A 25,771-nucleotide genomic window follows, 5' to 3' on the forward strand; every position below is an offset into this window, starting at 1 on the left:
GCGTCGGCTGTTTCTCTGTTAGTTAGTTATCGTGACGAACTTTAATGTAGGGCATTTCTTATGACTAAGAAGTGGCGCATTGCCTCGTTTTTTCATTTGGTAAAAGACACTTCCAACTTCTTCGTACGAAACTTCTTTTTTATTTTTTCGCGGTCGATTCTTCCCCGTAATCGCTAAGCTTTGAGGCGTTCAGGCGCTTTTTTCTCGGTCACTTATTCTTTAGCGAGAAAGAGTATTTCAGGGCGGTCATTCATTAGCGGCGGGCAACAACGGATGGTTAACGCGTTTATTTCGTCACGTTTCAAACTTATTCTTCCACGCATAAATACCGACTTCCAAGTGCTGGCATTCAACGGCAGCGAGGTCCTTGATCAAGCGTTTTTCATCCACGTACAGGTCGTGAGCGAAAACCCCTCCCTAGCGCTGGAGACGTTGCTCCACCAACCCGCCTACCTGGATTTCGGCGACGCGAACGAAGGCCTGCATGGGCATATCTACGCGATTGGCCGAGATGACCCAGGTCAGCGCACCACGCGCTACCACCTGACCCTGGCACCTCGGCTGGCCTATCTTGCGCATCGGCGCGACCAGCGGATTTTCCAGCGGCGCAGCGTGCCGCAGATCATCGCCGTCGTCCTCGAACAGCATGGCATTCTGGCGGACGCCTACGTGTTCGAGCTGGGCCCCGTGGTTTATCCGCTGCGCACGTTCTGTGTGCAGTACGCGGAAAGTGACCTGCACTTCATCCAGCGGCTGTGTGAAGAGGAGGGCATTCACTATCATTTTCGTCACAGCACGGACGCTCATCTGTTGGTGTTCGGTGACGACCAGACGGTGTTTCGCCGCTTGCCGGTGCAGCGCTATTGCCCGGCTGGCGGGCCGCAGGCCGAAACGCAGGTTATCCAGCGTTTCGAGGTGCGTTTGGGCACACGCAGCCAGGCGACGGTGCGCCGCGATCATGATTTCGAACACCCTTCGTTGCTTCTGCAGGACACCGCCGGTTCTGCTCCGACGCATCCTCTTGAGGATTATCACTACCCAGCAGGATTCAGCGGCCATGTCCGGGGTAAGCGCTTGGCGCGGCGGGGGCTGGAGCGTCACCAACGTGACCGTCTTCGGGCATTGGGCAGGAGTGATCAACCCGCGCTGCGCAGTGGACATTTTCTTGAATTACGCGATCACCCCGACCCGTCATGCAACGATTTGTGGCTCATCACTTCGGTGCGTCACGAGGGCTATCAACCGCAGGTGCTGGAGGAGGCTGCGCCCCCGACTGACCGGTTCCTGGGGTATCGCAATCGCTTCACGGCGACCCCTTGGCAAGCGGTACATCGACCCCCCCTCAAACATCCCAAGCCGAGCATCCATGGCAGCCAGACCGCAACTGTGACCGGGCCGCCCGGAGAGGAGGTGCATTGCGACGCTTATGGCCGGGTGAAGGTGCGCTTTCACTGGGACCGCCTGAATACGTCAGATGATACAAGCAGTTGCTGGGTCCGGGTTGCGTCCGGATGGGCCGGTGACGGGTTCGGTGCAACGCTGATTCCGCGTGTGGGCATGGAGGTGCTGGTGACCTTCCTGGAAGGGGACCCGGACCAACCGTTGATCAACGGTTGCCTGCCGAATGCGTCGCACAGGTCGGCCTATCCCCTCCCGCAGCACAAGACCCGCAGTGTCTTGCGCAGCTGCAGTTCCCTCGGCGGCGCGGGCGCCAATGAGCTGTACCTGGAGGACCGCCGCGGCGAGGAGTTGATTTATCTTCGCGCACAGCGGGACCTGGAGCAGCAGGTCGGCCATGACAGCCGGTTGGAGGTGGCGGGCGAACGCCGGGAAGTCATCCAGGGTATGAGCACCACTCACCTGGGCAGCGAGGAGCATCGCCAGGTCACGGGTGATCGCAGCGTCGTACTCAAGGCCAGCGATCACCTCGAGGTACACGGCGATAGCCGGACCTATGTTGGCCAGACTTTGTTCGTCGAAGCGGGGCAGCAGCTTCACCTCAAGTCCGGTGCCAGCCTGGTGATCGATGCCGGGGCGCAACTGAGCCTCAAGGCGGGCGGCGAGCACCTGGTCATCCAGGCGGGGGGCATCTTCAGCAGTCGGCCCATCACCCTGGGCGGTTCACCCTCCGTGACCCGAGCGGCGAATGCGTTAGCGGCGGCCGACAGGCCAGCGATCTCCGTGGTGCAAGGCACCCTCATGAACCTGGCCAGCCAACTGGGGGCCGACTACTGCCCTGTGTGCGAGCGCTGCCGCGAAGGCCTGTGTGATCTGCCGGGGAGGGCTGCTTGATGCAGAACATGCCAGGCCAATGGATGGATCAACAGCATCAGGCAGGACATCGGTTGTGTTTGATCCTTGAGGGGCAGCATGAAGCCTGTCAGCCACTGCTGGCGATGCGCGATGTTTCACAGTATCGCAGCCTCTACGCCGAGACCGACTTGGCGGAACTGGCGGGGCAAGGCCCAGTGATTCTGTTGCTGGAGCAGATGAACGAGCCTGCATTGCTCGGCCTTTTGCAGCAGCCCGAGAACAACTGGGGCTGGCTGGGCAGCCTGCCAAGCGAGGACCTGGACGTCGTGACTCGGCACTGGCGTGACAGGCTGCTAGTGGGCCCGGAAGGTGCGCAATCGATGTACCGCTTTCACGACAACCGCACCCTGGCACGCGCACTGGCCTATCTGCTCGTGGAACATTGGCCGCAATTCCTCGGCCCGTTGTTCAGCGTTTGCTACTGGCACGAAGGGCGCTGGCGCACGGCTGACAACCCGGCCCCCGGTGAACATCCGGTGCCCAACCCCGCGCTTTGGCTGAACACCCCCAACCCGAACGCTGAAGCCATCCTGCAGGCCAATATCCTGCGTTACCTGTTGACCGAGCACAGTGAAGACCTGGTCGTGTTAGCGGAATTCCAGGACCCGAGAATCTGGCTGGCGCAGGTATTGGAGCAGGCTCGCACCTGGCAGTGGCGAAGGCCCGAGCAACTTGAGTTTCTGGTGGTACGACGGTTGGAAGAGGCCACACGGGGCACGGTCGTTCAGTGGGGGCCGCGGGTTGGGGAGTCACCGGGAGAGCATTTTGAACGGGTGGCAGCCCAGTGGGAATTGATAGGAGGAAAAAATGGCTAGGCGAAGGTGGGGCGTGTTGATTGTGCTGGCGATGATAGGGCTGGCGGGGTGCGTGAGCAAACCGGTTGAACGGTTTACGTTGGAGGTGGATTTGCCGGCGGAGTTTCGCTTCATCGGCGGCGCCAACTATGGTCCCGCGACTGGGGAAACGTGCACGTTGCCGAGACGTCGAGGCAAAAGGCCCGAGAGGAAAATTTTTATTGCGCGTTACAAACCGGTGGCTGAACGCGTGAGTTTTGAGCTACCGCTGACGGAGATCATTGAAGGGTGCCCTACGGTTTTGCGCAGTGTGGATTTTAGAACGTATGCGAAGTGGGGGACCCGATATTCAGACGTCGGGGGAGACCTGGCAGGTTTCTCAATCACAGATCCCTCGAACGCCGATATACCTGGGATGCCAGATTCGGGCGTTCAGGAATTGCACAAGCAATGTCAGTGGTTGTTTCGGACGGCGGGGCCGCAACACGCGATCATCAAGGTTCTTTCATGCAAGGCTTTTGAGGTGGCCCGTCAACCACACGGACAGGGATCAGGACACGTGGTGCAGCGGGATCAGTTGCCGGGAAAGACACTCAGGGTGACGCTGACTTTAATTGACGAGGAAGAACCGTATTTTGACGGTACCTGGGTGGCAGTACCTGGCGGATGGAAGCGTTGTAAAGGTAGCAGCTTTGAAGACCTGTACGCGTTTTGCAACGGTAATACCACCGACTTTAAGCCTATAAAAATGCCCGATGGTCGCATCTGTGATGTCTACCCATCGTGCAAGTAACAAGGAGCAAACTCATGATGTTGGACGCACGGAAGCAACCTTTTTTCAGTGATAACAAGCCGGCTTGTCCATTGCGCGGGCATTGGGTGAGTTTTTGCCTGGCAGATGAACTCGGCGTTGGGACGGCCTACGGTGGATTGCCTTACACCCTTCACGATAGCGCGGGGCAAGAATACAAAGGCAGGCTGGACGGAAATGGATTCGCCACACTCAAAGATATTTACTGTGGGCCTGTGGCCCTTGTTTTTGACGACCTGTATTCAGGAACGGAGCCGTTGTATCAGCAACTGATGTCGCGCCGAGCTTACAAGCTCCCTATCACCGAGCTTCAAATTCGGGCGGAACACACTCGATTTGCTCGCTCCGACGGTCGGCGTACCGAGGGTGATCCGGCTCAACCAACAACGAGTCGGTTTTATCAAGTTGAAGTTCGCGACTTGGTCCGTCATGTCGCCCACTTGCCACCGGTTGCGCAGCGAACTCATCAACCCCAGCGGCACGCGTTAAAGATGCTGGCGGACCTTGGCTTCGGGCCGCCCCAATCGACCTTGGCGGGGATCGTATTATTTCCCAACATCCATACCGCCCTGGAGGTTCGGCCACTGCGAGCGTTGCGTCCGATGCTTTCAACCGAAGACAGCTTCTGTGCCTTGAACCTGTATCAGCTGGCGTTGATGGCCACCTTGAGTTATTGCAATTTCGGCCAGGAGCCACCTCAACGGCCTCGGGACGCAGTTCGATTCCCCTTCGACCCAAGCGTCGGTCATTTTTTTGCTGAAAAGCTCTCGGGTTATCACGAAGCCTGGCGAGTCGATGCAGACCAACAGCAACGGTTCTATCCGCTCTACGAAGAGGTCCCGTATTCCCGGCGCTTCGAGATTTTGCCTTTCGATCCCACGCTGTACCCCCAAAACCGACCGGAATTGGCGGAGAAGCAGGAGCACCCCGCGAGTTTGCATTTTTTTGATGATGAAGAATTTGGTACTGACACGCAGGCATTTATCAGTCATCACGATGAGGTGATCCTGATTGCGGTACGGGGTACTGCCAGCGCTGCAGATGGGCTACGGGATGCAGACGCTCATCAGGTGGCTTTCGCCGAGGGTATCGGCAAGGCGCACGAAGGGTTTTATCAGGCTTATCGGGCGATGCGTGATTTCGTGCTGCATTACCTCACTCAGTTTCACACCGGCCAACGAATAATCATCTGCGGCCACAGCCTGGGTGGCGCAATCGCTTTACTCTTGGCAGAAGGCCTGCGCCGAGCGCCGGAGGGGAACTACAACATCCTCCTCTACACCTACGGTGCCCCGCGCGCCGCCGACTCCGAATTCACCCTCGGTGCCTCAAGCCTGGTCCACCACCGCATCGTCAACCACAACGATCCGGTCCCCAGCGTCCCGGCTCCGTGGATGAACACCACCGCCAAACTCTGGATCCCCGGCGCCGTCACGCTCTTCAGCGCTCCCGCGTCCGGTGGCCTGCTGTTTGCGGCCGGCCTGGTACGTTTCGGTGGCAATCCCTACCAGCACCATGGCGAACAGCAACACTTCATGCCGATCATGCTCGCAGATGGCACGCATTCTTCAGTGTTGTGGAAACCTGGTTGTGAGTCCATCCAGGAAGCCGGCTGCAACCGAGCGTTGCAACTCCACGGTGACATGCCTGACCGTGACAATCTGCTGAAACAGCTGTTTCAGGCCAATCAGCACTTCATGACCGCCAGCTATATCCCAGCCGCCTGGGCGACGCTACGTCGGTGGCAACAAACCCAGGAAAGTAGCGGGCCCTTGGTCACACCGAGAGAATTTGAACGGCTCGATCACGCACTCGAAACCATGCGCCAGCAACTGCGCAACAAACGCCGCGAACTGGTCCGCCTGAAGCCCGCCAACGATCGGGGCTATGAGCACAACGAAGCCTTGAACGCCGAGATCGACCGCTTGCACACCAGTCGTGAGCGCCTTGCGACCCTGCGCTGGCGCCGTTTGGAAGCCCGTGATGTCTACGGCAGTCAAGCCCACAGCGCCAGCTTGCAACCGAGCCTCAGGCGCTGGTTCAGCCACCGTGAAAACCGCGAGCTGGCCCAGGTCGCCAGTATCCCTCCCGCCATGCCTGGCGAATGGGGGAGGGCGCAAACACTGGATATCGACTCGATTGCCTGAACAGAGCCTTTACACAAACTCCACCTGCGCCGGCTGACGTTTCATCAAGACCTTGCCGTTGCGGATCGAGTAAAGCGGCAGGCCCTGGCTGCGGATGACCTCGTAGTCGCTGTCCGCCGAAAGGATCAGCAGGTTGGCTGGCCGCCCAGGCTCCAGGCCGTATCGTTCGCCCAGGGCCATGGCTTTGGCGCTGTTGTCGGTCACCAGGTCCAGCGCGCTTTGCAGGTTGCGGTAGCCAAGCATGTGGCAGATGTGCAAACCGGCTTCCAGCACCCGCAGGATGTTGCCGTTGCCCAAGGGGTACCAGGGATCGACGATGGAGTCTTGGCCGAAGCACACGTTCATGCCGGCCTCCAGCAGTTCGTTGACCCGAGTGACGCCACGGCGTTTCGGGAACGTATCGAAGCGGCCTTGCAGGTGAATGCTCTCGGTGGGGCAGGAAACGAAGCTGATACCGGAGTGCCCCAACAGGCGGAAGAGCTTGGCGCAGTAGGCATTGTCATAGGAGCCCATGGCGGTGGTGTGGCTGGCGGTAACGCGAGCGCCCATGTCACGGCTGCGGGCTTCTTCGGCCAGCACTTCGAGAAAGCGCGAATGCGGGTCGTCGGTTTCGTCGCAGTGCACGTCCACCAGGCAGCCGGTGCGTTCGGCCAGGTCCATCAGGAACTTCACCGAACTCACGCCCTGGTCACGGGTGTACTCAAAGTGAGGGATGCCGCCGATTACATCGGCGCCGAGGCGAATGGCTTCTTCCATCAGTTCGCGACCGTTGCGGTATGACTCGATGCCTTCCTGGGGGAACGCGACGATCTGCAGGTCGATCAGGTGCGTACTTTCCTGGCGCACTTCCAGCATGGCCTTGAGCGCCGTGAGGTCCGGGTCGGTGACGTCGACGTGGGTGCGCACGTGTTGGATGCCGTGGGCGGCCAGGGCCTGGATCGTCTTTTTGGCGCGGGTCTTGGTGTCTGCCTGGGTGATGGTGGCCTTGCGTTCGCCCCAGCATTCGATGCCTTCGAACAGGGTGCCGCTCATGTTCCAGCGCGGCTCGCCTGCGGTCAGTGTGGCGTCGAGGTGGATATGGGGTTCGACGAAGGGCGGAATCACCAGGTTGCCGGCGGCGTCCAAGTCGTCGGCTGCGGCAGTCGTTGTACCCGATTGGGGGGTGATGCTGGCGATCCGGCCATGTTCCAGGTGCAGATCATGCAGGCCTTCACGGTTGCGCAGGCGGGCGTTGATGATGTGCATGGGCAAGTTCCTCTTGGCTAAAAACAATCAGGCAGACAGCCGCCAGATCATCAGCGCAATGCCAATGTCCAGGCGGTCATAAGCGTTATCCAGCGTCAGGCCGCACAGGGCTTCGATGCGCTGGACACGGTGTGTCAGGGTATTGCGGTGCACGGCCAGCCGTTGGGCGGCGGCCACAAGGTTACCATTCTCGTGAAACCAGGCTTCCAGGGTCGGCATCAGGCTGGGGCCATGGTGCACGTCGTGGCGCAGTAATGGGCCGAGGCGTTCATTCAGGAATTGGTCGAGCAGGGCGCGATCACGCACACCGCTGAGCAGTTTGAGCACGCCCAGTTCGTCGTACATGCAGAGCCCGGCCCGCTCGCTGAAACGCCGCGCAGCGGCCAACGCCTGGCGCGCTTCATCCTGCGCCTGGGCCAGGCGTACCGGTGGGTGCGCGGCGGCGCTGAGGCCGATAAACAGTTTGAGCGGCGCCAGGCGCAGGTTCAGCGGGTTGAGCCAGTTGGCCAATTGCTGGCGGTTGGCCAAGGCGGCGACAGCGTCCGGCGCCGGCAGCAGCAGTGTCCATTGCCCGGCCCGTCCGAGTACCGGCAACCCGGCAGACACCTGACGCAAACGCCGACTGATAGCGTCATGTTGCCGCGCCAGCTGCGCCTCTACATAGGCGGCATCGCCCTGGGCAAACAGCCATTCGCTGCCTTCCAATTGCAGTTGCACAACCTGCCAGTGCCCGGCCAGCGACAGGCCCAATTGCACTGCACGATGCAGCAGCAAATCCAGGGATTGGTAATCGCCGGTCAGCAAGCGCTCCAACACATCGTGCCGCGAGCGCCCCAATTGCTCGGACTGGATCAGCGCCGAGCCAATGGCCTGGGTCACCAGCACCATTTTCAGCGAATAGGGCTGTTCGATCAGTGGCATGCCGGCGGCTTCGGCTGCCTCCAGCAAACGCGGGGGAATCGCCTGGATATATGCCGGCCCCGTGAGTATCACCAACCCAGCCACTTGGCGCTGACAGGCTTCATCCAGCAATTGCAGCAAGTTGGCTTCATCCCGTGGGTGATTGATCCCGGTCACGAACACCAGCTCGCCGCCCAAGACCCATTCGGCAATCCCGCTGTTCTCCGCGACATAGGGCCAGCGCACGGTATTATCCAGGCCAACGGCGCCGGCCCGCAGGCGCATTGATTCCAAGCCCGGCAGGGCCAGTACATCGGCAAGGGTCAGGCTCATGCGCGGGCGTCAGCCAGCGGCGCGCGCACCCGGAGTACGGCGGTGAGCACGATGTAGGTCAACGACGCAGCAACGATGCCCACCAACGGCGCGACCCAGGGCGAACTGAAGGCCAGCACCGTGCCCACCGCATACGCTACCAGCCCAGGCCAGTTGAACGCCGGCAGGCGAGCGTCGGCCAGGCGCGGATAGTGGCCGCGGTAACGGTAGAAGAAGTCCGCCATGATCACCCCGCCAATCGGTGGGATCACCGTGCCCAGCAGGATCAAGTAAGGCACCAGCAGGTCGTACATGCCAAGCAACGCCAGCAGGGTGCCGATCACCGCGCCGGCCAGGGTCACGGTCTTGCGCCGCTTAGTGCGCAGCAGGTTGCAGCCGGCCACCGCGAAGTTATAAATGGTGTTGTCCTGGGTGCTCCAGATGTTGAGCAGCAACATGGCCATCGCCGCCATGGCAAAGCCCTGCAGCAGTAACACTTCGACCACATCCGGTTGTTGATAGACGATGGCACCGTAGGCGCCGATCAGCACCATCAAGCCGTTGCCGATAAAGAAACCGATCAGGCTGGCCAGCACCGCCACCTTGGCCGAACGCGAAAAGCGCGTCCAATTGGTGGCCTGGGTCGCGCCGCTGACAAAGGTGCCGAACACCAGAGTGATTGCCGTGGACACGTCCAACGCACCGCTCGGCACCACCGCCAACAACCCCTCCAGCCCACCGACTTTCACGGTCGCCACCCACATCGACAGACACAGCAGGATGCCCATCGCCGGCACCGCGATGTAGGACAGAATCTCCAGCCCGCGATAACCAATGTAGGCCGTGGCGCAAAACACCAGGCCAAACAGCACCATCAACGCCAGCACGCTGCCCTGGCTCAGTTCGAAATACTTGCCCAGCACCACCGCAGCCGTGGCGGTACCCCAGGCGTACCAGCCAATCTGGGTAAAACCGAGGATCAAGTCACTGAGCTTGCTGCCCAGTTCGCCGAAGCAGAAGCGCCCCATCAGCACCGAATTCAGCCCGCTCTTGAACGCGATGTAACCCAGGCCTGCGGCGTAGATACCCAACAACAGGTTACCCAGGGCCACGACGCCGAGCATGTCGATAAAGCTGAACGCCACCCCCAGCTTGCCGCCGGCAAACATGGTCGCGGTAAAAAACGTAAAGCCCAGCAGCACCATGGCGGTCGACGCCAGGCCTTTGCGCGCATGCATCGGGACTTCGCTGAGGGGGTAATCATTGCCCGGTTCTTGCTGCGTCATGTGCCTTGCTCCCTGAATGAGTGACGCAGGCCTACTGCACCGTGCGTGCCAAACCGGCGGCAGTGACAGGCGCACGGTCGACGCTGTGCATCGTGCACACTATTTATAGCCAAACACGGGAGAAACGCAGGAAGGGTTGTACGCCGTGCCCAGTCGGGCACGAAAGCGGTGCAGCGGTGATACAAATTGGATCAGTCGAACAACGTGTAGGTCGTCTCGCCGCGATGAAAGGCGAATGCCGCCTCCAGATCACTTTCGATAGTGCGCCCACGGGACAGCGGCGGCAGCGCATCGAGGCGGAAAAAGCCCACTTCCGTAGTCTCGAAACCCGCCATCGGTGCGCACTGATCCACCGGTTCACACAGGAAGTACAGCTTGTAGAAGTCCCGCACGTCCGGACGATACAAACCCTTGGCCTTGTGCGTGACGCTGTACAGCGCCCGCGCGGTGACCGTCAACCCGGCTTCCTCGCGAATCTCCTTGACGATGTTTTCCGCTGCCGACAAACCGATATCGGCATAACCGCCCGGCAACGCCCAGCAGCCATCGGTCAACTCGCGCACCAGCAGAATTCGATCGTCCTCGATGATTGCACCCCGTACGTCGATCATCGGTGTCGAATAGCGCTGGGCAAAGTCGGTGACTAACCCGGTAATGCGCTCCAAGGGCACATTGCCCAATTGCGCGAGCATGCTGTGGGCAATCGCGGCAATTTCTTCCAGGCGCTCGCGCTCGAAATCATCAGTGCAAAAGTGCAGCCCCGTGGACGCCAACGCCTGCAAGCGTTTGGCTTGGGCCAGCCAGGTGTTTTCCATGGGTTACTCCTGGAGTTGTTTGGTCATGTATACGCGGTGCAGGCCATGTTCTTCGGCCCGGTGGGTTTCGACATAGCCACGGCGCGTGTACAGCCTGATGTTCTCGGCCATGGTTTCATTTGTGTACAGGCGAATGGCGGCGAAGCCTGCGGCGAGCGCCTGTTGCTCGGCAAAATCCATCAGCAACCGCCCGAGGCCCAGGCCCTGGGCATCCGGGGCGACGGCCAGATTATCCAGCAGCAGTGCGTCATCAGCATCCAGCAGGATGATAAAACCCTGAACCCGCCCGGCATTTTCCAGCACGTGTACGCCTCCGGCTTTCACGTGTTGGTGATAATCCTCCAGCATCGGCCCTGGCTTGCGGCCGATCCGTTCGATGTACGGCGAGTAGGCCGCCTGGACGATAGCCTCGATGGCAGCAACATCAGCAACAGTGGCGAGGCGCATCATTGCAATGTGCTCCTTTGGACAGTCGATCAATCTGTCGGCGCTTCGAAGATCCCTTCGATAGGCCGTTCGAACACCTTGGCAATCTTGAACGCCAACGGCAAGCTTGGGTCGTAGCGGCCGGTCTCGATGGCATTGATGGTCTGGCGCGATACGCCAAGGCGCTCGGCAAGGTCGGCCTGGGACCAGCCCAGTTCCGAGCGTAACTGACGCATCAGGTTATTCATGGGTAGCGCCTTGTGCCGATGATCGTGGCCACGCACCAGACGCCACCCATGATCGGCCACACCATAAAGGCCGATAAGCGTGGGAAGCCGGCAGTTTCCAGGAAGCCGTAGCTGAAGGTCGTGAGCGCCGTGCACACAAACGCCACGGCCAGCGCGTCCAGCTGGATCTTGCGGCCCATTTCATCCATGGCGTTCAGCCGGCGGATGATCGTAACCGCCATCGCGATCATCGGAATCACTGGTAGCAAGGCCAAGGCGATTTTTGCGGCGCCGTCGGGCATGGACGACACATAGGCGCTGGAAATGACGACGCACAGCATGTACGCCAGCATTATCACCGCGAATTCCACCAGAAAGCGTTTGACCGACATGACCAACTCCACAAGTAAAGGGTGCTTTACATTAGGTTTGGATTATTGCCATGTCAAGGGTGCTTTACATTGGGGGTGGCAGACGTAAAAAAACCACCCGCAGGTGGTTCTTCAACGCGCAATCGCTTACTCGCCGCGATAGATGCAACCGCTGGTGCAAGTCTCGTGGATGCGAATCGCACTGAGCTCAGGCAGCAGGGGTTTCAGCTCATTCCAGATCCACTTGGCCAGCACTTCGCTGGTCGGGTTTTCCAGGCCTGGGATGTCATTGAGGTAGTTGTGGTCGAGACGTTCATAGAGCGGTTTGAAAATCGCCTTGATCTCCGAGAAGTCGCGAATCCAGCCGGTATGGGGATCGAGGTCGCCGCTCAGGTGGATCGCCACCTTGAACGAATGCCCGTGCAGGCGCCCGCATTTATGGCCTTCCGGTACGTGGGGCAGGCGGTGGGCGGATTCGAATGTAAATTCCTTGAAGATTTCCACGGTATAACCTGTAGGGCAGGGTTTTAAAGGGGTCTGTGCGATTGTCAGGTTTTGGTGTACTGATCAATGTACTGATTGGTCGTTGCTGGGCGTGATTGAGGTCATCCATTCAGCAATTGCCGATTGGCGCCAGGCGACCGAGTTGGGGCCTATTCTAACCTGTTTTGGGAACGTACCCTCCCTGATCCGCCGATAAACAGTATTGCGGCCCAGGCCGGTAGTGTGAAGCACCTCGTCGAGGCGCAGGAAGCGATCAATATTTTCTGCTGCTGCCATGTTGATTCTCCGTGCCGCGGGCGGCGTGAGTCAATGAGCCGCGCTGGGCGGCAGAAGGTGGGTAGTGATTTATCGAGGCGCCGACCACTTGAAGGTCAATGGCTCCGGCGGAAAGAACAGGTGCCGCATGTTTGCGACATTCACGATGTCCTGGTCAGCCGGGAAAACCTCAACGGCATCCCGGCCTCCACGCCCGCATTCGCGCTTGAGGCGCATGAGCTCATCCCAGGTGACTTGGTCAACCCAGCTATCCCCGTTGTGGACGGAGCGGCAGATGCTCATGCGTTGGTAGCCGGATGGCTCGGTGTATATCTGGACGAGAAAGCCGCGCGATCGCCAAACTTCAATCAGGTCTGGCGGCTTGAAGCCTGGCCACTCATCCTGTGGAACTCGCTGGAGATATGGCGGCAGCTTGGCGTTCTGTTTTTCTAGCAGGCGCCGTTGGTTCCTATCCGTGTTCATGGCGATAGTTATCCTCGCCCGCCGCTCACCGGCAGGCATGTAGGGGGATTGGGGTTAGAGCAGTGCGCCTTGCTTCGGCGCAGGCTCTGGGATTTGGTAAGTCCAGCGGGGCGGAGAATTGTGCGACTCGATGCGGCTACGCATTACCGCCGCACGCGCCTCTTTGGTGGGCGGGGAGTACGTGCCGCGCCAAGCCTGGTCAATGCCGATATTCCGGCCGATATTCGTGCTGTCCGCACTGGATAGGGGTAGATGGCCAAAGATTGCCGGGTCAAGCATGCGTAGACCGTGAAGCTTGCACATAGGCCTGCCGTCATCGTCGCAGACCACCCGCATTGCCTTGCTCATCTGCATCCACCACGCCGCGCTGCCCGGCTGGGAATAGTCGCCCGAGCTCCCGATGCACACCCTTGGCCAACTGCTCGCTAGGCGCTCCAGGCGTTCAAGGCTTTCGTGCATGTGCCAGACGGGCGCACCAAACCATCGTGGCAGCGGCCATTCCTCGATCAGTGCATCGTTTGCGGCCTCGTCACCGTCGATCACATCAGGTATCACCGCGAAGTCGCAGGCGGGGATCAGCTTTGCGTCGGCCGCCCAGCGGTAGAACGGCTTCCAATCGGTAACCGGCTTGCCTTGCTTCCAGGCGGAAAACGCTCCGTTGTCGATAGCAAACGACTGGCAGACTTGAGCCGCCAGTGCTAGTTGCCTGGGATCGCTGAAGCTCACGAAGGCGTGGCCACCACCAATCGCAGCAGCGGCGGCTGTCTCTGGCGTTATCGGCAAGCCGTGGTAATGGATCATCCGCTAAGCCTCACTGTTTCGATCTCAACGCCCTGGTGCGTGGCGTTGATGGTTTGATCACCGCCCAGGGATTCAGCTAGGCGGTCGGCGATCTGCTCATGCCAGCCCTTTTTGATCAGTGCCGTCGCCGCCTTGATGTGCTCGACGTGGATCATGGCGTTCGACCGCAACTCAAGCCGGTAGATGATCGTTTCGCCGTCGGAAGGGCAGACGGCGGCGAAGGTGTGTCGATAGGTATTCATGGCCTTGGCCCCTTGTAGATGAACACGTAGGCGAACCAGAGGGTGGCGATCATGGCGTCACCCGCTGCCCGAGCATCACGTCGGAGACAATTTCCCAGAGCTGGGCCGGTGACCACTGGTAACGGTCAAAGTCAGTATCTGGCTGGATTCCTACTCGGCATGTGGAGTGGGCCCCCGCCTGCCATTCGCCGGTCTTGCGCATGATGGTGGCCACACGACCATCGCCGCCCGGCTCGGTACGGTGATAGACGTATGCAGTGCTGTCGTAATCTTTGCCGGCGGGCACCTCAAATGAGACGACCAAATTTAGATCGGCGCGGCCGTCGGGTGTCCAAGGTCGCCCGCCGCTTTCTGTTCGCTTACCCTCGTGCAGATACAGTACGAACTCGCCGTCGTGTTTTTTCTGATGGGCGTGGATATGGTTGATCTGCGTACCTACCAGCACGCGCGACACGAAGTCGAAACGATGGTCGTGGATCGCCGAATGCTCGAAGCAGGCGCGGCGGGGGAGTTCAGGGTGCCAGACATGCAGGCGCTGATTGCCTTCCAGCTGGACCTGCACAAAGCCCAGGCCGTGCAGGGTTATCTTGTCGGTCATTACGTCGTCGATGATGCTCACGGGCGCACTCGTCCTTGCCGCTATAGCGGCTGACTTTGAAGGGGGAGGGGTTACAGGTTTTGCGGGTGGAGTACGGATGTACTCCTATCGGGATTTGGCAGACTCGGCCTTCTTGGCTTGGCGCGCCTTGAAGCGCTCGTAAGGCCCGCTGGGTAACGATGCAATCTCGTTGGCTGCCTTGATCAGCAGATCGCCCAGGGCTTTCTGGGCCTTCGGTGTAAATGCCTTGAATCGTGTGCCCGGCGGGTAGTAGGCGGCGTACGCCAGGCGGGCGCAAAGCGTCGAAGCTTCTTCGAGGCCGCTACTTCGACCGTACCCGATTAGGGTTTCGCGATCTTCCTGAATGGGCGCCGTCGCAACCGGCGCGAGGTGCTCGGCGTTCAGTGGGTTAGGCGAATAGCGCAAGGCCGACTTGTATGCAGCATCGAGCGCGTCATCCAGATCACCGCCAGCCTTCTTTGCCTCGTTGAAGGCGATGATCATCTTCGCGCGGACGTCGTAGCAGCGCTCAACCGGCACGCATGCCATTTGCTCACCCGGCACGCCGTCAATCGTTTGGTTGGTGGTCATGGCTTTATCACTCATCGCACGCCCCGTCGCAAAATGCGTAATCAACAACTGGAGTAACAGGCTTATCCGTTAAAGCCCATGAGGAAACATTGCGCCAGTCAACTCGGTCGGCACGCTGGATAATTTCCTCGCCTCCACCTTTTGCGTGAACGATGGTTTCTGGCTTTAAACCTTTTGGCCTACGAGAACCTTGGGCATTGTGCCGTTTGAAATCACTCATAAATCACCTCAGCAAATCAGTTGTGCCAGTGCCAGCAGGCACCAGCAGTAGGCGGGGAGTTGGGCTTTCATTGCTGGTGCCCATCGCTTTGCATCAGCCATTCAAGGCCGTCCGCTGTAAGCGGGTCTTGTCCACGCGTGCGGCTTTTTGCTGAACGGTGAGCGGAGCAAAACAGCGAACTACTGACTTTTTGCGCATTGCAGCCGATGCAGGCGCACGGATCCTCAATCTCAACAACAAGGGTTTTCCCGCAGCAATGGCAAAACTTCATGCCGTTCTCGGCGGGCGTGCCGCCGTCAGTGAACTCCCAGCCAGTCATGCCGCAGCTGGACTGCCAACTAAATTCAAGACTCGTCCAGGTGCACGGCTCGGGCTCAAGCTTCGCCGCCATTGCTGCCGCCGCACGCACCGACCAGGGTTTAACGAACGCGATGCCAGGGTTGTAGCAACTTCCTTCGGGGTTGTAGTTGAAAGCCTTCTGAGCGTCACGCACCAACCCCTCCAGCACATCCACCCGCTTTTGCAGCAACACGACATCCTCTACCGCGATTGCTGACACTCTTGCGTTGTGGTCTGCCAGCTCATCCGCTGCGGTCAGGCGCTGTTGCAGTGCGGCTTCTCGATCCTTTCCGGCGTCGACGGCCCTCATGGCTTTCGCGTGCTTCCGTCGCCAGTGCAGCACAGCATCCAGTTTTTCAACCGTTTGAATTATCTTGCTCATGCTCAGAACCTCAATTGTCTGTGCCGGTGTAGGTGCGCCATGGCACCTTCACGCCGTTGACGAGAAAGCCCCAGTCACCACGCCACTTGCTGGTGATGAAGAGGGTGTAGACGCCGCCTGGTGATATCTGGTCGATGCGGTGGTACTCGCCGTGGTTGAGGCGGGCGGTGTCGCCCTGATCACGCCTGATCCACTCGCATGCGTCCCTCATTACCCAGTCGACGATCTTCGGGTGGGGGTTTGGAACCATTCCCGACCTGACCGCCTTCTTCCATTCCTCGCTTGCCTGGCGCTGCTCCACATACCAGCCGCGCAGGATGATGGTGCGGGCGTTCCACGGGTGGTCGTGCAGGTCACGGTCTTCGTCATGCCGCATGATGTGGTGCACACGGAACGACCACGGGAACCACCACAGCGCGGGCTTGTGCGTTTCGCGGGAGTAGGGGTTGAACAGCCACCAGCGACCCATGTACATCTCGGTGCCGTCGGCGGACATGATGTGTTGGTACGGGGTGCGCTGGGCGCGGGCGATGAGCCAGGCGGCAACCGCAGGGCGCGCAAGCAGCTTGGCGACGATGCGCCAGAACAAGTTGATCACAGGGTTTCCTTGCCGGGCCATGCCCGGGCGGTGGAGTGGGGGAGTTCAGAGTTGTTGCAGAAGCCGCCGGCCTATCCAGCGAACCACGGTGACGGCCTTGCTGTTGCCGATCGCCTTGTAGCGGGGGCCGTCTGGGCATTCGCTGGCTGGCTTGCCGCGCCAGTGGATCAGGGTGTAGTCGTCGGCCATGCCCTGAAGGCGTTCGCACTCGACTGGAACCAGGCGCCGAACCTGGGTGGGCGCGAGCAGAGCTGGCGGCGGGCTACAAGCGTCCAGGGAAGCCGTGTATTCCTCGTACCACTTGCCAGCGCCGAGAGCCGCTGTGTGATGAAGCTTGGTCGAGTAAGCGGGAACGATTGGCTGCCCACGCCCGGTACCGTCCTCGCTACCTTCGAAACCCTCAGCCTTCAACGTGTGCGTGATGTCTCCAGTGATGCAGACAGCGACCTGGCCGCCGGCGTTGGCGTGGCTGCCTGAGTGATTCATTGCGCGCAGGGTAGGGGCTATCTCCCCGGCGTCGGCGCCGTGATCCTTGCAGGAGAAGGCGGTAACAACGATTGGCGCCGCCCTTGACCTGTCCGCGCTTGTAGTTAGAGGCCTGGCTGTTTCACTCTTGGTGAACGTGCCTTCTTTGTAGTCATCAGCGATAAAGGCCTGATCACCACTTGGTGCGTGCACCACTAGTAGTCCTGATTCGGCGTCCTGATTGGTTGCGCTGCCGGCGGCCTTACCGTTGGCGTTGAGCGTGCCGGCTACCAGGTGTCCCGCCATGCAATGGTCGACATCGGCGCCACCGTCTGTGCTACGTAGTGCACCGGCGATCTCAGGGGCTGACTGGACAAAGAACGTCTCACTGTCCAGGTCGTTGCGGCCTTCGTGATGGGTGAGGGTGCCTGCCTTTTCGATGGATCCGGACATGCGCCCGGCACCGAAGGCAGGGATGCCACCGAACATCGATAACGCTGGACCGAAGTCGCCTTCGCAGTTCGGGAAGCCGTAGGCACCTAACTGCTCGGGGAAGACGTACTCGCATCCCTCTCCGCACTGGAGCGCAGGGCCGAAAGGAGCTGTTCCGGTAACGTCCTGCCCCTGGCCTCGGCGCGGCGCAGTATCCCGGCGCACGCTTTCTCGCTCAAAAAGTACCTCGGTGGGATCGAACCCGTCTCGAGCACTTGCGATAACGAACACACGACGGCGTCGTTGGGCCAGGCCGAAATATTGGGCGTCCAGGACCCTCCACGCGATTGTTCTTTTGGGTCCATACACACAACCAGCGTCCTGCCATTTTTTCCCTGGAGGCTGCAGCTCGCAGTCTTCCCCAGCAAGCGCGCCAAGAAAGCATCCGAAGGCGTTCCCTTTGTCGCTGAGGACGCCGGGGACGTTCTCCCAGACGATGACGCTGGCAGGTTTGCCGTTGATGGCTCGAACATAGTCAACTGCATCTGCAAGCTCCACGTATTTGATGGTGAGGGCGCCGCGCGGGTCGGTGAGGCCTTCGCGCATACCGGCGACAGAGAAGGCCTGGCACGGGGTACCGCCGACCAGCACGTCCGGCGCCGGGATCTTGCCGGCCAGCACCAGGGCGGCAAGCTTGGTCATGTCGCCGAGGTTCGGCACATCGGGGTAGTGGTGGGCTAAGACCGCCGAGGGGAACGGCTCAATCTCGGCGAACCAGGCGGCGCGCATGCCCAGCGGGTGCCAGGCCTGGGTGGCAGCTTCAATGCCGCTGCACACAGAGCCGTAGGTGATATCGGGCATAGGGGATCCTCGCCTGCTGGCGTGATTCGTTGATGAGGTAGGGTTATTTCTTCTGGTAGGTCTTGGTCAGCGCCGCGTTGACGCTGTTACCGCGCTTCAGCACGACACGGGCGAGTGCCGCGCGGTCTTTTTCGCTGTGGCTGGCTTGGCTGAGAAGGCCGAAGTAGCTGTTGGCGGTCTCGCGCAGGTCCTCGGCGGGTGCCGCGGCGGTTCGCTTCAGTGCCTGGGCCAGTGACCGCTTGCGGGTGGTTCGACGCCAGGGCTTGATGACATGGCCAACGAAGTCGACGCCGCGATCCACTGGCTGCAGGATCGTCTTCGTGGGGTTCAGCTTGGCACCGAGCCTCGGCAGGAACGCTTCGACCTCGGCCAGCCACTGGTTGAGCTGATGTGGCGACTCATTCAGGAACACGAAGTCATCGACGTATCGGATGTAGTGCTTGGCGCGCAGCTGGTGCTTCGCGAACTGGTCCAGGGCGTCGAGGTAGATGTTGGCGAAGAATTGCGACGACAGGTTGCCGATCGGCAAGCCGAGGTGCGCGGGCTGCGCAACCAGGCGCTTGTGCTGCGGCACCCGGTTGAACAGGTGCGCCGGGCTGCGGGTCTCGTAATCCTCGCGCGGGTCGTGCATGAGGATCTGCGTGGCCAGGGCCAACCACCAGGGCTCGGTGATTCTGGCCTCCAGCTGCTTGCGCAGCACTGCCTTGTCGATGGCGACGAAGAAGTTGGCCAGGTCGCACTTGAGGTAGAAGACCGGCTTCGACCAGTTCTCGCTGGCGCTGCGGATCTTCGATTCAAGCCGGGTCGCGGCGTACAGCGTGCCGCGCCCTGGGATGCATGCGCAACTGTCCGCTATGAAGCTGGCGTAGAAGCGCGGTGCCACATGGTTGTACATGAGGTGGTGGACGACGCGGTCCCGAAAGGCTGCCGCCCAAACTTCGCGGGCTTTCGGCCGGGTGACCACGAAACAAATGGATCGGCCTGGCCGGTAAGTGCCGGCAATCAGGTCGTCGTGCAGATCCAGCAAGTTGATCTCCATGTCCCTCTCGAACAGCCGGGCACTTGCGGAATTCCGCTTGTTGCGTCGGCAGTCGTAGTAAGCCTGGACGAGATCCTCGAACTGGAAGGGAGCAACACTTAAATCTGCGGACAGGGCGCGCGAGCCGCTCGTTGTTCTTGTCGTTGTTGTTGAGCCAGCCATCTTCAAAGTCCATGTTGTAGGCGTTGTTGGCGGAGCGCTGCGACCTGTCGAGCTATTTACATCGCCAAACCGAAGGCAGTGCCGATCAGCTTGGAAACTGCGCGAGACCTACGCGGACGCTTTAGACCGGCGGTTTCTGTTGTGCGCATGGCGGTGACCCAGAGGTCAGCGGCTCGACCAGATTTGGCGCACAGGCAAGAGGGCCTTGACCCTCAAGCAGCGGGCGCGGTTGCGGACTTCTTCCAGGCATTTGCCTGGCGGCCTACAGAGGCCGTCATCTTCATTGCCTTGGCATGCTGCCCCTTGCTGATCAACCCTCGATTGGTGAGGGCTCTCAGCAGATAGTTCAGCATCCAAATGCTTTCCAGCAGCAGGTTGATCTGGGGCAGTTTGTCCCGGGTCATGTTGGCCCGGCCGATCAGCACCAGGACCTGCAAGCACTCGTCCCGGATCTTTGCCCCGACAACCTGTTTCAGGTCGCGCGGGATATTGCGCACCAGGTCAAGCGAAAGCCCGAGCAGCTCCTCGGCCACCTTGTGGATTTCCAAATCCGTATGAAGCGCCATCCCTGGCCTCCCTGAAAAGCGAGGGTGCTATCGCACCCATGAATGAAGAATTGAATGATCAAATAAACTTTCTGCGGACAGGGCGCGCGAGCCGCTCGTCGTACTTGTCGAAGTGGCTGAGCCAGCCATCTCCAAAGTCCATGATGTAGGCGTTGAGGGCGGAGCGCTGCGAGCTCGTCCAGTGATAAGACTGGGTAAAGACGTCCGGCACGGTAATTTCGAGGAAGGACGCCTCGCGGCGCGCCATCAAGTAGAAGTCCTTGTGACCGTCACGCTCAAAGTTGGCGCAGAACTGGGCGGCCGGGTGGTCGTGCTCCCGGTTGCTGCTTGCCAGGTGGGCGGTGTTGGCTTGGCCATCCCATGGGGATTTGGCGCCGTCGAGCTCATGGCCGTAGCCGCCCCACTCAAGATTGGACTCGGCATCTGCGCCGGTCGGCACGATCAGGTAGTAGGGCTTGTCGCCGCCTGGGAACAGGCCGCCGTTCACGCCTCCTTCGCCGGGCCAGTAATCGCCGATGGCGGGGATGCCGCTTGCCGCAATAGCCGGCGCGGCGGCGATGGCCAGCGTTGCCAGCTTCAGCACCACCCCTTCGTCCGGGCTGCTGATAGTCAGATCGCCACGTGTGTACGTGGTCAGTTCATTTGCGCGCATGAGGTGCTCCTGTGAGCGAGATAAGTTGCAGGTAGCCGGCGCTTCCCGACGAGCTTCTGGCCTGAGCGCCGTCCTGGCGCTCCCGGGAATCACCTGCGAAAAACGATTGAAGGAATGAATTACTGAATAGGGAGGCTGCGGACAGGGCGCGCGAGCCGCTCGCTGAACTTGCCGAAGCTGTTGAGCCAGCCATCTCCAAAGTCCAAGAAGTAGGCGTAGTAGGCGGAGCGCTGCGTACTCAGCCAGTGGAAGCGCTCTTCGTTCAGCACCACCAGGCCATCGGCCTTGGCCGCCATCAGCAGTTGGCCTTCCAGGCACGAAGGGACATGGCCGCCCAGCTCCAGGGCCTTCACGGCGATCACGCTGCCAGCCTCGGCCATGGCGCGGGTGTTCGCTTCGCCATCGCTATAGCTGCCGGCACCCTTGATCTCGACGCCGTACTCGCCCCACTGGCCGCTGAGCTCGTCAGGCAGCAGGATCAGGGCCCGCTCGACGCCGTTGAGCCAGTAGCGGGTGACGAAAACGCCGCCGGCCAGAGGTTGGCCGCGCTCAGGGAGTTCGGCGGCGAGTACTGTTTGCTGCGCTTGCTTGGTCATGGGGTTACTCCGGGTAAGCGCCGCCCTCCGGTTACCGGATGCAGCGAGTAGGGTGGGTTATTCATCGTTGCAGATGCGAATGGCTTTGCGGTTGTAGGCGAGCAGCAGTTTTGCCGACACGTTTTCGGGTATCACGTATTCGTGTCGCGGAGGTGCGAGAAACTGAGCTGATCCTGCTGGGCCGAGGCCGTGCAGGTGGTGAATCATCAGCGTCATAGCCTCGCCCTGTTCATCGATGCCGTTCCAAGCCATCAGGTCAGCCAAGGCTTGGCGGGTGCCGGCCATCGTGTGGAGTCGCAACTCTTCCTCGCCGCGAGTCTTTCGCCTCGCCGCAGTCTTTGCCGATCGTTCCTTCTGTTGAACTGCCATGATCAGACCTGCTGTTCTGTTTTCACGAAGAAGGCAGGCGCTTGGCCTTTGGTGAGCTTCGGGTAGTCGATTCCGAACTTGATCAGGATGCGATCCAGTGTTTTGCAGGAAATCGCCAGCTTTCCGCACACCTGCCGCCGGCTGATTCCAAGCTCCTTGAATGCCTTTATGCGCTCGACAAACCTCTCATCGCGACCGTTGAGCGCTTGTTTCCGCTCAGCGCCGTTATAGCCACCATGGCTCGACCTTCTGAATTTGAAGTCGAACTCTTTGGATAGGCGGGATAGGGTTCTGCTACCGACCCCTAGGGCCATTGAAGCTTCGGTCTGGGTGTGCGTATCAGCGATAGCCAATACCCGCTCAAGCAGTTTCATGCGCTTATCGCGGGCCGGATCAAGCGGCTCAACTGGCAGCTCTGCCGATTCAGCTTTCCGGCGCAGGCATGTCTTGTTGGCCTTCTTTCGTGGTGGCGGCTCATGTCTAGCCGGTGGCGGCCTGAAGTTTGGCCCATCGAGCACCTGAATAGTCCCTCCACCGCTCAAGAAGGCTTCGCGCTGCATTGCCAGCTCGTTGGATGCGCCACGCTGCCTCTCCACTTCGTTCTGTAGGATGCTGATCATGCTGGCTGCCTCGCTTTGTTCAGTTCGGCCTTGCGGATCTCCTTGGCGGCGACCAGCGAGGGCTTGAGGTTGTCGAAGCCGTGGACGATTACGCGCCCGGCGTTGTAAGCGGACTCCAGCGCGGCCATGTCCACCGCCTGACGGACGTCGGCGATCGCATCAACAAGTAGCTCCTTGGCTCGCTCCTCCGGGCTGATACCGGAGTTCAGCCAGCTCAGCAGGCGCTTGCCGGTTTCCTCGCTGATCAGCTCAGGCTGGTCGAACAGCTTTGTACGGTCCTTGCTGGCTGTGGCCGTGTGACCGTCATGGGTGAGGTCCAGCACCACGGTGAATTCGTAGTCGGTGCCGTCGCGCTGCTCGGACTTCATGCCCAGCTTGAGGATCTTCTTGCCCTCGCCCTGGACTGTCTCCGTCTTGCTGCGCATGGTGCAGATGATATGCATCGAACTGGTGAGGATCTTGTCCGTCAGCTTCCGGTGGCGCGGCGTGGTCTCGTTCCAGGCCGCCCACGTGTTGCCCCGGAATTTCTGGTGGGCCACTGTCTCGTTCTGCTCCAGGCAGCCCCCGGAACCTGTCCACTCATGCGAGTAGCTATCGATGATCAGCGTGTCGTAGCCTGCCAGCTCGGCGGCTACGATAACTTCGATGTAGCGCTCCGGGGAATAAGGCGCGTGCAGCTCCATTGCGTCGAAGTCGACCAGGTCGGCATACAGGGATGCGCTTCCGTGCTCGGTGTCTAGCACCGCGACGCGCCCGCCAAGCCCCTGAGCCAGGAGAAGAGCGGAGTAGGTTTTGCCTGATCCAGACGGCCCAGCAAGTGCCAGCCGTAGCTTGGCCTGCTTGCGTTCGGCTTTCTTGAACATTTGAGTTTCCTCAGTTGGGTTGGTTGTCCCACTGCCGCTGGATGCGGCGGGCTTCGTCTTCGTACTCTTTGCGCTGTTCACCGGTAAACCGATCAGGCGAGAAGGCGCCGACCATCATCCAGTCGAACTGGGCGGCCAGTTTTGGCGATGTGCTCATGACGCCCTCGCATACTGACGCTCGTAGGCCGCCAGACGCTGTGCAGCGCTTTCCTGTTGAAGTTCTTGGCGCCTAGCCGACACTGCATTGACCAGCAGCTGCATCAGCTCCACAGACTCTTCTGTGCTGATATGGCCCTGGCCGACATTTGCCTGAATCAAGCCCTCGCAAAAGTCCTCGCTTGGGCAGCACGATTTGCACACCTGCGTGATTTGGTGCTGGATCATGTCAATGGCGCGCTGGTGGTATCTGCTCATGCAACACCTCCTGATGGTGGGCAAATCAGCTCCATCTGTGCCAGGGCGGCACCGATGCGCAACTTGAGGCTGGCTCGCTCCTTGAGGCGCCGAGCCTCATGTTCAGCCAAGTCGTCTGCCGTGTACTCATGGAAAAGGTCGACGTGCTTCTGCCTACCGAAGTCGGGCAAGTCCCAGCGCCTGTCTGATTGCCTGGCCTGGGCGCTATCCGCGTAGCTGGTTGGCATGGCGAGTCTCCAGGCGCCGGGCGAGGGCGCAGGCTTCGTTATGGTCGCAGCGGTACCCCACGACCTTGTCGGTCTGGCTATCCACCACATGGAAGAAGTCACGGCCGGCAGGCTTTACCACCATCCGGAAGGCGACCACTGGCTCAGGCCGGCCAATCAGCTGGTAGAACTCGGCAGTGGCAAGACGGGAACGCTGATGCAGGCCGTCGACAATGTCGCGGCGCATTTGGATGTCAGGGTGCATGGTGGCTGCCTCCAGGCGGCGGGTGTTGAATCAGGCGATGTACCCGCCCGGCATAGTCCTCACGACCTTTCTCGCTGCCGGGTCGTGCATCTGACCTTTGGCGCAGTCGTGTAAGTCGGGGCGGGGCTTGCGGGGTTGTCTTGGGGTGCGTTTCATGGCGCGCTCCTGGTCATTGCGCTATATCGCTTTGCGCTGCGTACCAGCCGCATTGCCATTCGCTGGACTTACTGTGGTTCATTGGCTCACCGTCTTGGCGAGCGTCGTAGCCGCGCTGGTATTCTTTGCTGTGTTCGCTCATGGCGACCTCCAGTGTTTGGGGTTAGGCGGTGGCCTTGGCGATGGCAGCTTTGGTATTAATCAGCAACTCAGCCTTTTCGCTTTCGTAACGATCTGGATGCCATTGCGCATCTATCGCTGCCCAGCGACGCGCAAGGCTCAGCAGCTCGTCGCGCTGCTGCGTTAGCACCATTCGGTCAAGTTGAAGCTGGAACAAATCAAGCGAGCCTGACTCGATGGCGTCGGTCGCAATGTTCTGGCAGGCGTTCCAGCACGCTACAAGGCGGCGGGCGTTGCTCTCTGATGGCGAGCCCGTGTCAGGGTCGATGACATCAGCCGCAACAGCGACATCATCTTCGGGGCGGCGAATGAAATACTCGTCAACCGTGATACCGGACTTACTGCCGAACCCTGCGCTGGAAAACTCCAGAGGGCCTCTTGTGTGCTCGCTCATGATTTGCTCCGTGAGTTTGGTTCACCTGTATTCGTCAACACTCCTTCCTCCCGCTGGTTGCCGATGGGCGCGGGGGAGGAGTGCTGACGTAATAGAGGTGGGTAAGGGTGCCCAGGCCCGCTACTGGCGACGGCCTGGGTTTGTTGCGTCAGCGGTGTGGCCCGTTGCCCGCTGCTGATTGCAGGGCTGGCCGTTCGTCTTCGTAGGTTGGCGATGAGCTTCCTCCCCATGGCGTCGATCAGCATCTGTTCGCCTTGGATCACAGGTCCCTACAACATGCACGCTGCAGCTCGTTTGCCCGGTTATGTGGGCAGGGTGCATGAGGTCCGGCGGTCCCAGCCGAAGCTATCGGGCCCGCTAATTCTTGAATTCGGTGTTTCATCTCCACCACGCGCATCGCCCGATTCATATCTCTGGCCGGCGTCACACATTTCGTGGACGGTGTTCTTCGCCGACCGGCTTGCGTGGTTTCGCGTACTCACATCTGGTGAGTACGGCCAGTTCCAGAGCTGGCATGGGGATCGAATTTAGTTTTCGCGCTGTTCGCCGTATTGGCGATGCCTCAAGGGCTTCCCGTTTCCGGGGATCGATCCGCGAAGATTCCAGACTGTTAAAGAGCGGCGGGCTGTGAGGCCCTTCGCAGTCCCTCGTAAGTCGCTGCGATGGAGTGAATATGTACCAATGGTTCATATTGGTCAAGTACCAAAAGTACATATTTTTACCGTGCGCGCACGAAAGCCCTGCCATCAGCGGTGGGAGGCGTTAAAATGCTAATCAAATTGGGAGGGCGTAACGTGCGAAAGGAAATAGCTGCGGTGGTGTTTTCTCTCTTGAGTGCAGCTTGCTCAGCGAACGAGGTAGGTGATCAGCC

Annotated in this window: 35 protein-coding genes; 4 read left to right on the forward strand and 31 right to left on the reverse strand. The window is 60.2% G+C overall.

Annotation, left to right across the window (positions count from 1 at the left end; genetic code table 11):
* Positions 1 to 273 precede the first annotated feature (273 nt).
* Genes tssI through AC3ZU9_RS17105 form a run of 4 tightly spaced genes read left to right on the forward strand, consistent with a single transcriptional unit; the run spans position 274 to position 6,065 of the window.
* Positions 274 to 2,292, forward strand: a complete 2,019-nt coding sequence (gene tssI, locus AC3ZU9_RS17090; protein WP_490091025.1) for a type VI secretion system tip protein TssI/VgrG — start codon at positions 274 to 276, stop codon at positions 2,290 to 2,292.
* Positions 2,292 to 3,128 (forward strand): DUF4123 domain-containing protein, encoded by an 837-nt coding sequence (locus tag AC3ZU9_RS17095; protein WP_490091026.1) that lies wholly within the window; start codon positions 2,292 to 2,294, stop codon positions 3,126 to 3,128. Before tssI ends, AC3ZU9_RS17095 begins: the two co-directional genes overlap by 1 nt.
* Entirely contained in the window at positions 3,121 to 3,900 is a 780-nt protein-coding gene (locus AC3ZU9_RS17100; RefSeq protein ID WP_093544985.1) for a hypothetical protein, read from the forward strand. Before AC3ZU9_RS17095 ends, AC3ZU9_RS17100 begins: the two co-directional genes overlap by 8 nt.
* A 14-nt stretch (positions 3,901 to 3,914) precedes the next feature.
* Entirely contained in the window at positions 3,915 to 6,065 is a 2,151-nt protein-coding gene (locus AC3ZU9_RS17105; protein WP_490091027.1) for a lipase family protein, read from the forward strand.
* Positions 6,066 to 6,074: 9 nt separating this feature from the next.
* Here AC3ZU9_RS17105 and codA read toward each other — a convergent pair whose 3' ends face one another.
* From codA to AC3ZU9_RS17260, 31 genes are all read right to left on the reverse strand, one after another.
* Positions 6,075 to 7,310: a cytosine deaminase gene (gene codA / locus AC3ZU9_RS17110; protein WP_046036762.1), complete on the reverse strand. Its 1,236-nt coding sequence runs from the start codon at positions 7,308 to 7,310 to the stop codon at positions 6,075 to 6,077.
* A gap of 27 nt (positions 7,311 to 7,337) precedes the next feature.
* Entirely contained in the window at positions 7,338 to 8,543 is a 1,206-nt protein-coding gene (locus AC3ZU9_RS17115; RefSeq protein ID WP_012723353.1) for a PucR family transcriptional regulator, read from the reverse strand.
* Entirely contained in the window at positions 8,540 to 9,808 is a 1,269-nt protein-coding gene (gene codB / locus AC3ZU9_RS17120; RefSeq protein WP_490091028.1) for a cytosine permease, read from the reverse strand. The genes AC3ZU9_RS17115 and codB overlap by 4 nt, the downstream gene beginning before the upstream one ends.
* A 191-nt stretch (positions 9,809 to 9,999) precedes the next feature.
* On the reverse strand, positions 10,000 to 10,623 hold the full coding sequence (locus AC3ZU9_RS17125; protein WP_012723355.1) for an NUDIX hydrolase: 624 nt from the start codon (positions 10,621 to 10,623) through the stop codon (positions 10,000 to 10,002).
* A 3-nt stretch (positions 10,624 to 10,626) separates the two neighbouring features.
* Positions 10,627 to 11,073 (reverse strand): GNAT family N-acetyltransferase, encoded by a 447-nt coding sequence (locus tag AC3ZU9_RS17130; protein ID WP_490091029.1) that lies wholly within the window; start codon positions 11,071 to 11,073, stop codon positions 10,627 to 10,629.
* Positions 11,074 to 11,099: 26 nt separating this feature from the next.
* On the reverse strand, positions 11,100 to 11,297 hold the full coding sequence (locus AC3ZU9_RS17135) for a helix-turn-helix transcriptional regulator (RefSeq protein ID WP_012723357.1): 198 nt from the start codon (positions 11,295 to 11,297) through the stop codon (positions 11,100 to 11,102).
* Positions 11,294 to 11,668: a hypothetical protein gene (locus AC3ZU9_RS17140; RefSeq protein ID WP_490091030.1), complete on the reverse strand. Its 375-nt coding sequence runs from the start codon at positions 11,666 to 11,668 to the stop codon at positions 11,294 to 11,296. The genes AC3ZU9_RS17135 and AC3ZU9_RS17140 overlap by 4 nt, the downstream gene beginning before the upstream one ends.
* 126 nt (positions 11,669 to 11,794) lie before the next feature.
* Positions 11,795 to 12,151: a 6-carboxytetrahydropterin synthase QueD gene (gene queD / locus AC3ZU9_RS17145; protein WP_003190259.1), complete on the reverse strand. Its 357-nt coding sequence runs from the start codon at positions 12,149 to 12,151 to the stop codon at positions 11,795 to 11,797.
* Positions 12,152 to 12,214: 63 nt separating this feature from the next.
* Positions 12,215 to 12,427: a helix-turn-helix transcriptional regulator gene (locus tag AC3ZU9_RS17150; protein WP_490091031.1), complete on the reverse strand. Its 213-nt coding sequence runs from the start codon at positions 12,425 to 12,427 to the stop codon at positions 12,215 to 12,217.
* A gap of 69 nt (positions 12,428 to 12,496) precedes the next feature.
* On the reverse strand, positions 12,497 to 12,928 hold the full coding sequence (locus AC3ZU9_RS17155) for a DUF7694 domain-containing protein (protein WP_490091032.1): 432 nt from the start codon (positions 12,926 to 12,928) through the stop codon (positions 12,497 to 12,499).
* A 15-nt stretch (positions 12,929 to 12,943) separates the two neighbouring features.
* Entirely contained in the window at positions 12,944 to 13,690 is a 747-nt protein-coding gene (locus AC3ZU9_RS17160; RefSeq protein ID WP_490091033.1) for a hypothetical protein, read from the reverse strand.
* Positions 13,687 to 13,932 carry a hypothetical protein gene (locus AC3ZU9_RS17165; RefSeq protein WP_490091034.1) on the reverse strand — a complete coding sequence of 82 codons (246 nt, stop codon included), beginning with the start codon at positions 13,930 to 13,932 and terminating at the stop codon, positions 13,687 to 13,689. The genes AC3ZU9_RS17160 and AC3ZU9_RS17165 overlap by 4 nt, the downstream gene beginning before the upstream one ends.
* Before the next feature lie 49 nt (positions 13,933 to 13,981).
* Positions 13,982 to 14,530, reverse strand: coding sequence for a hypothetical protein (locus AC3ZU9_RS17170; RefSeq protein WP_490091093.1), 549 nt, complete (start codon positions 14,528 to 14,530; stop codon positions 13,982 to 13,984).
* Positions 14,531 to 14,635: 105 nt separating this feature from the next.
* Complete coding sequence (locus AC3ZU9_RS17175) at positions 14,636 to 15,136, reverse strand: hypothetical protein (RefSeq protein ID WP_490091035.1); 501 nt, start codon at positions 15,134 to 15,136, stop codon at positions 14,636 to 14,638.
* Entirely contained in the window at positions 15,129 to 15,341 is a 213-nt protein-coding gene (locus AC3ZU9_RS17180; protein ID WP_490091036.1) for a hypothetical protein, read from the reverse strand. The genes AC3ZU9_RS17175 and AC3ZU9_RS17180 overlap by 8 nt, the downstream gene beginning before the upstream one ends.
* A gap of 67 nt (positions 15,342 to 15,408) precedes the next feature.
* A complete protein-coding gene (locus AC3ZU9_RS17185) occupies positions 15,409 to 16,062 on the reverse strand; it encodes a hypothetical protein (RefSeq protein WP_490091037.1) in 654 nt (217 codons plus the stop codon).
* 10 nt (positions 16,063 to 16,072) lie between these two features.
* Positions 16,073 to 16,660: a hypothetical protein gene (locus AC3ZU9_RS17190; protein WP_490091038.1), complete on the reverse strand. Its 588-nt coding sequence runs from the start codon at positions 16,658 to 16,660 to the stop codon at positions 16,073 to 16,075.
* Between the two features lie 45 nt (positions 16,661 to 16,705).
* Positions 16,706 to 18,418 carry a DNA cytosine methyltransferase gene (locus AC3ZU9_RS17195; protein WP_490091039.1) on the reverse strand — a complete coding sequence of 571 codons (1,713 nt, stop codon included), beginning with the start codon at positions 18,416 to 18,418 and terminating at the stop codon, positions 16,706 to 16,708.
* 43 nt (positions 18,419 to 18,461) lie between these two features.
* Positions 18,462 to 19,619, reverse strand: a complete 1,158-nt coding sequence (locus AC3ZU9_RS17200) for an RNA-directed DNA polymerase (protein ID WP_490091040.1) — start codon at positions 19,617 to 19,619, stop codon at positions 18,462 to 18,464.
* A 212-nt stretch (positions 19,620 to 19,831) separates the two neighbouring features.
* Positions 19,832 to 20,185: a four helix bundle protein gene (locus AC3ZU9_RS17205; RefSeq protein ID WP_054917220.1), complete on the reverse strand. Its 354-nt coding sequence runs from the start codon at positions 20,183 to 20,185 to the stop codon at positions 19,832 to 19,834.
* 58 nt (positions 20,186 to 20,243) lie between these two features.
* Entirely contained in the window at positions 20,244 to 20,837 is a 594-nt protein-coding gene (locus AC3ZU9_RS17210; RefSeq protein ID WP_490091041.1) for an Lcl C-terminal domain-containing protein, read from the reverse strand.
* Positions 20,838 to 20,956: 119 nt separating this feature from the next.
* The gene (locus tag AC3ZU9_RS17215) at positions 20,957 to 21,433 is read right to left on the reverse strand and encodes a hypothetical protein (protein ID WP_490091042.1); all 477 of its coding nucleotides are present in this window, start codon (positions 21,431 to 21,433) and stop codon (positions 20,957 to 20,959) included.
* Between the two features lie 57 nt (positions 21,434 to 21,490).
* The gene (locus AC3ZU9_RS17220; protein ID WP_490091043.1) at positions 21,491 to 21,802 is read right to left on the reverse strand and encodes a hypothetical protein; all 312 of its coding nucleotides are present in this window, start codon (positions 21,800 to 21,802) and stop codon (positions 21,491 to 21,493) included.
* 2 nt (positions 21,803 to 21,804) lie between these two features.
* Positions 21,805 to 22,422, reverse strand: coding sequence for a hypothetical protein (locus AC3ZU9_RS17225; RefSeq protein WP_490091044.1), 618 nt, complete (start codon positions 22,420 to 22,422; stop codon positions 21,805 to 21,807).
* Positions 22,419 to 23,285, reverse strand: coding sequence for an ATP-binding protein (locus AC3ZU9_RS17230; RefSeq protein ID WP_490091045.1), 867 nt, complete (start codon positions 23,283 to 23,285; stop codon positions 22,419 to 22,421). Before AC3ZU9_RS17230 ends, AC3ZU9_RS17225 begins: the two co-directional genes overlap by 4 nt.
* 10 nt (positions 23,286 to 23,295) lie before the next feature.
* Entirely contained in the window at positions 23,296 to 23,442 is a 147-nt protein-coding gene (locus AC3ZU9_RS17235) for a hypothetical protein (RefSeq protein ID WP_199520602.1), read from the reverse strand.
* The gene (locus AC3ZU9_RS17240; protein WP_490091046.1) at positions 23,439 to 23,699 is read right to left on the reverse strand and encodes a hypothetical protein; all 261 of its coding nucleotides are present in this window, start codon (positions 23,697 to 23,699) and stop codon (positions 23,439 to 23,441) included. Before AC3ZU9_RS17240 ends, AC3ZU9_RS17235 begins: the two co-directional genes overlap by 4 nt.
* Entirely contained in the window at positions 23,696 to 23,926 is a 231-nt protein-coding gene (locus AC3ZU9_RS17245) for a hypothetical protein (protein ID WP_490091047.1), read from the reverse strand. The genes AC3ZU9_RS17240 and AC3ZU9_RS17245 overlap by 4 nt, the downstream gene beginning before the upstream one ends.
* On the reverse strand, positions 23,904 to 24,170 hold the full coding sequence (locus AC3ZU9_RS17250; protein ID WP_490091048.1) for a hypothetical protein: 267 nt from the start codon (positions 24,168 to 24,170) through the stop codon (positions 23,904 to 23,906). The genes AC3ZU9_RS17245 and AC3ZU9_RS17250 overlap by 23 nt, the downstream gene beginning before the upstream one ends.
* 169 nt (positions 24,171 to 24,339) lie before the next feature.
* Positions 24,340 to 24,468, reverse strand: a complete 129-nt coding sequence (locus AC3ZU9_RS17255; RefSeq protein WP_490091049.1) for a hypothetical protein — start codon at positions 24,466 to 24,468, stop codon at positions 24,340 to 24,342.
* A 21-nt stretch (positions 24,469 to 24,489) separates the two neighbouring features.
* Complete coding sequence (locus AC3ZU9_RS17260) at positions 24,490 to 24,900, reverse strand: hypothetical protein (protein WP_490091050.1); 411 nt, start codon at positions 24,898 to 24,900, stop codon at positions 24,490 to 24,492.
* Between the last annotated feature and the right edge of the window lie 871 nt (positions 24,901 to 25,771).

The sequence above is a fragment of the Pseudomonas sp. A39 genome (assembly GCF_058145955.1).

Excerpts from the sequence above, each read along its gene's own strand:
- AC3ZU9_RS17180 (WP_490091036.1), bottom strand. The coding sequence starts at position 15,341 with ATGAGTGATTTCAAACGGCACAATGCCCAAGGTTCTCGTAGGCCAAAA.
- AC3ZU9_RS17100 (WP_093544985.1), top strand. The coding sequence starts at position 3,121 with ATGGCTAGGCGAAGGTGGGGCGTGTTGATTGTGCTGGCGATGATAGGG.
- codB (WP_490091028.1), bottom strand. The coding sequence starts at position 9,808 with ATGACGCAGCAAGAACCGGGCAATGATTACCCCCTCAGCGAAGTCCCG.
- AC3ZU9_RS17160 (WP_490091033.1), bottom strand. The coding sequence starts at position 13,690 with ATGATCCATTACCACGGCTTGCCGATAACGCCAGAGACAGCCGCCGCT.
- AC3ZU9_RS17175 (WP_490091035.1), bottom strand. The coding sequence starts at position 15,136 with ATGAGTGATAAAGCCATGACCACCAACCAAACGATTGACGGCGTGCCG.
- AC3ZU9_RS17210 (WP_490091041.1), bottom strand. The coding sequence starts at position 20,837 with ATGCGCGCAAATGAACTGACCACGTACACACGTGGCGATCTGACTATC.
- AC3ZU9_RS17155 (WP_490091032.1), bottom strand. The coding sequence starts at position 12,928 with ATGCCTGCCGGTGAGCGGCGGGCGAGGATAACTATCGCCATGAACACG.
- AC3ZU9_RS17200 (WP_490091040.1), bottom strand. The coding sequence starts at position 19,619 with ATGGCTGGCTCAACAACAACGACAAGAACAACGAGCGGCTCGCGCGCC.
- AC3ZU9_RS17130 (WP_490091029.1), bottom strand. The coding sequence starts at position 11,073 with ATGATGCGCCTCGCCACTGTTGCTGATGTTGCTGCCATCGAGGCTATC.
- AC3ZU9_RS17195 (WP_490091039.1), bottom strand. The coding sequence starts at position 18,418 with ATGCCCGATATCACCTACGGCTCTGTGTGCAGCGGCATTGAAGCTGCC.
- AC3ZU9_RS17260 (WP_490091050.1), bottom strand. The coding sequence starts at position 24,900 with ATGAGCGAGCACACAAGAGGCCCTCTGGAGTTTTCCAGCGCAGGGTTC.
- AC3ZU9_RS17225 (WP_490091044.1), bottom strand. The coding sequence starts at position 22,422 with ATGATCAGCATCCTACAGAACGAAGTGGAGAGGCAGCGTGGCGCATCC.
- AC3ZU9_RS17135 (WP_012723357.1), bottom strand. The coding sequence starts at position 11,297 with ATGAATAACCTGATGCGTCAGTTACGCTCGGAACTGGGCTGGTCCCAG.
- AC3ZU9_RS17115 (WP_012723353.1), bottom strand. The coding sequence starts at position 8,543 with ATGAGCCTGACCCTTGCCGATGTACTGGCCCTGCCGGGCTTGGAATCA.
- AC3ZU9_RS17125 (WP_012723355.1), bottom strand. The coding sequence starts at position 10,623 with ATGGAAAACACCTGGCTGGCCCAAGCCAAACGCTTGCAGGCGTTGGCG.
- AC3ZU9_RS17220 (WP_490091043.1), bottom strand. The coding sequence starts at position 21,802 with ATGGCAGTTCAACAGAAGGAACGATCGGCAAAGACTGCGGCGAGGCGA.
- AC3ZU9_RS17230 (WP_490091045.1), bottom strand. The coding sequence starts at position 23,285 with ATGTTCAAGAAAGCCGAACGCAAGCAGGCCAAGCTACGGCTGGCACTT.
- AC3ZU9_RS17095 (WP_490091026.1), top strand. The coding sequence starts at position 2,292 with ATGCAGAACATGCCAGGCCAATGGATGGATCAACAGCATCAGGCAGGA.
- codA (WP_046036762.1), bottom strand. The coding sequence starts at position 7,310 with ATGCACATCATCAACGCCCGCCTGCGCAACCGTGAAGGCCTGCATGAT.
- AC3ZU9_RS17245 (WP_490091047.1), bottom strand. The coding sequence starts at position 23,926 with ATGCCAACCAGCTACGCGGATAGCGCCCAGGCCAGGCAATCAGACAGG.
- AC3ZU9_RS17170 (WP_490091093.1), bottom strand. The coding sequence starts at position 14,530 with ATGACCGACAAGATAACCCTGCACGGCCTGGGCTTTGTGCAGGTCCAG.
- AC3ZU9_RS17240 (WP_490091046.1), bottom strand. The coding sequence starts at position 23,699 with ATGAGCAGATACCACCAGCGCGCCATTGACATGATCCAGCACCAAATC.
- AC3ZU9_RS17105 (WP_490091027.1), top strand. The coding sequence starts at position 3,915 with ATGATGTTGGACGCACGGAAGCAACCTTTTTTCAGTGATAACAAGCCG.
- AC3ZU9_RS17255 (WP_490091049.1), bottom strand. The coding sequence starts at position 24,468 with ATGAGCGAACACAGCAAAGAATACCAGCGCGGCTACGACGCTCGCCAA.
- AC3ZU9_RS17150 (WP_490091031.1), bottom strand. The coding sequence starts at position 12,427 with ATGGCAGCAGCAGAAAATATTGATCGCTTCCTGCGCCTCGACGAGGTG.
- tssI (WP_490091025.1), top strand. The coding sequence starts at position 274 with ATGGTTAACGCGTTTATTTCGTCACGTTTCAAACTTATTCTTCCACGC.
- AC3ZU9_RS17205 (WP_054917220.1), bottom strand. The coding sequence starts at position 20,185 with ATGGCGCTTCATACGGATTTGGAAATCCACAAGGTGGCCGAGGAGCTG.
- AC3ZU9_RS17250 (WP_490091048.1), bottom strand. The coding sequence starts at position 24,170 with ATGCACCCTGACATCCAAATGCGCCGCGACATTGTCGACGGCCTGCAT.
- AC3ZU9_RS17235 (WP_199520602.1), bottom strand. The coding sequence starts at position 23,442 with ATGAGCACATCGCCAAAACTGGCCGCCCAGTTCGACTGGATGATGGTC.
- AC3ZU9_RS17165 (WP_490091034.1), bottom strand. The coding sequence starts at position 13,932 with ATGAATACCTATCGACACACCTTCGCCGCCGTCTGCCCTTCCGACGGC.
- AC3ZU9_RS17215 (WP_490091042.1), bottom strand. The coding sequence starts at position 21,433 with ATGACCAAGCAAGCGCAGCAAACAGTACTCGCCGCCGAACTCCCTGAG.
- AC3ZU9_RS17185 (WP_490091037.1), bottom strand. The coding sequence starts at position 16,062 with ATGAGCAAGATAATTCAAACGGTTGAAAAACTGGATGCTGTGCTGCAC.
- AC3ZU9_RS17140 (WP_490091030.1), bottom strand. The coding sequence starts at position 11,668 with ATGTCGGTCAAACGCTTTCTGGTGGAATTCGCGGTGATAATGCTGGCG.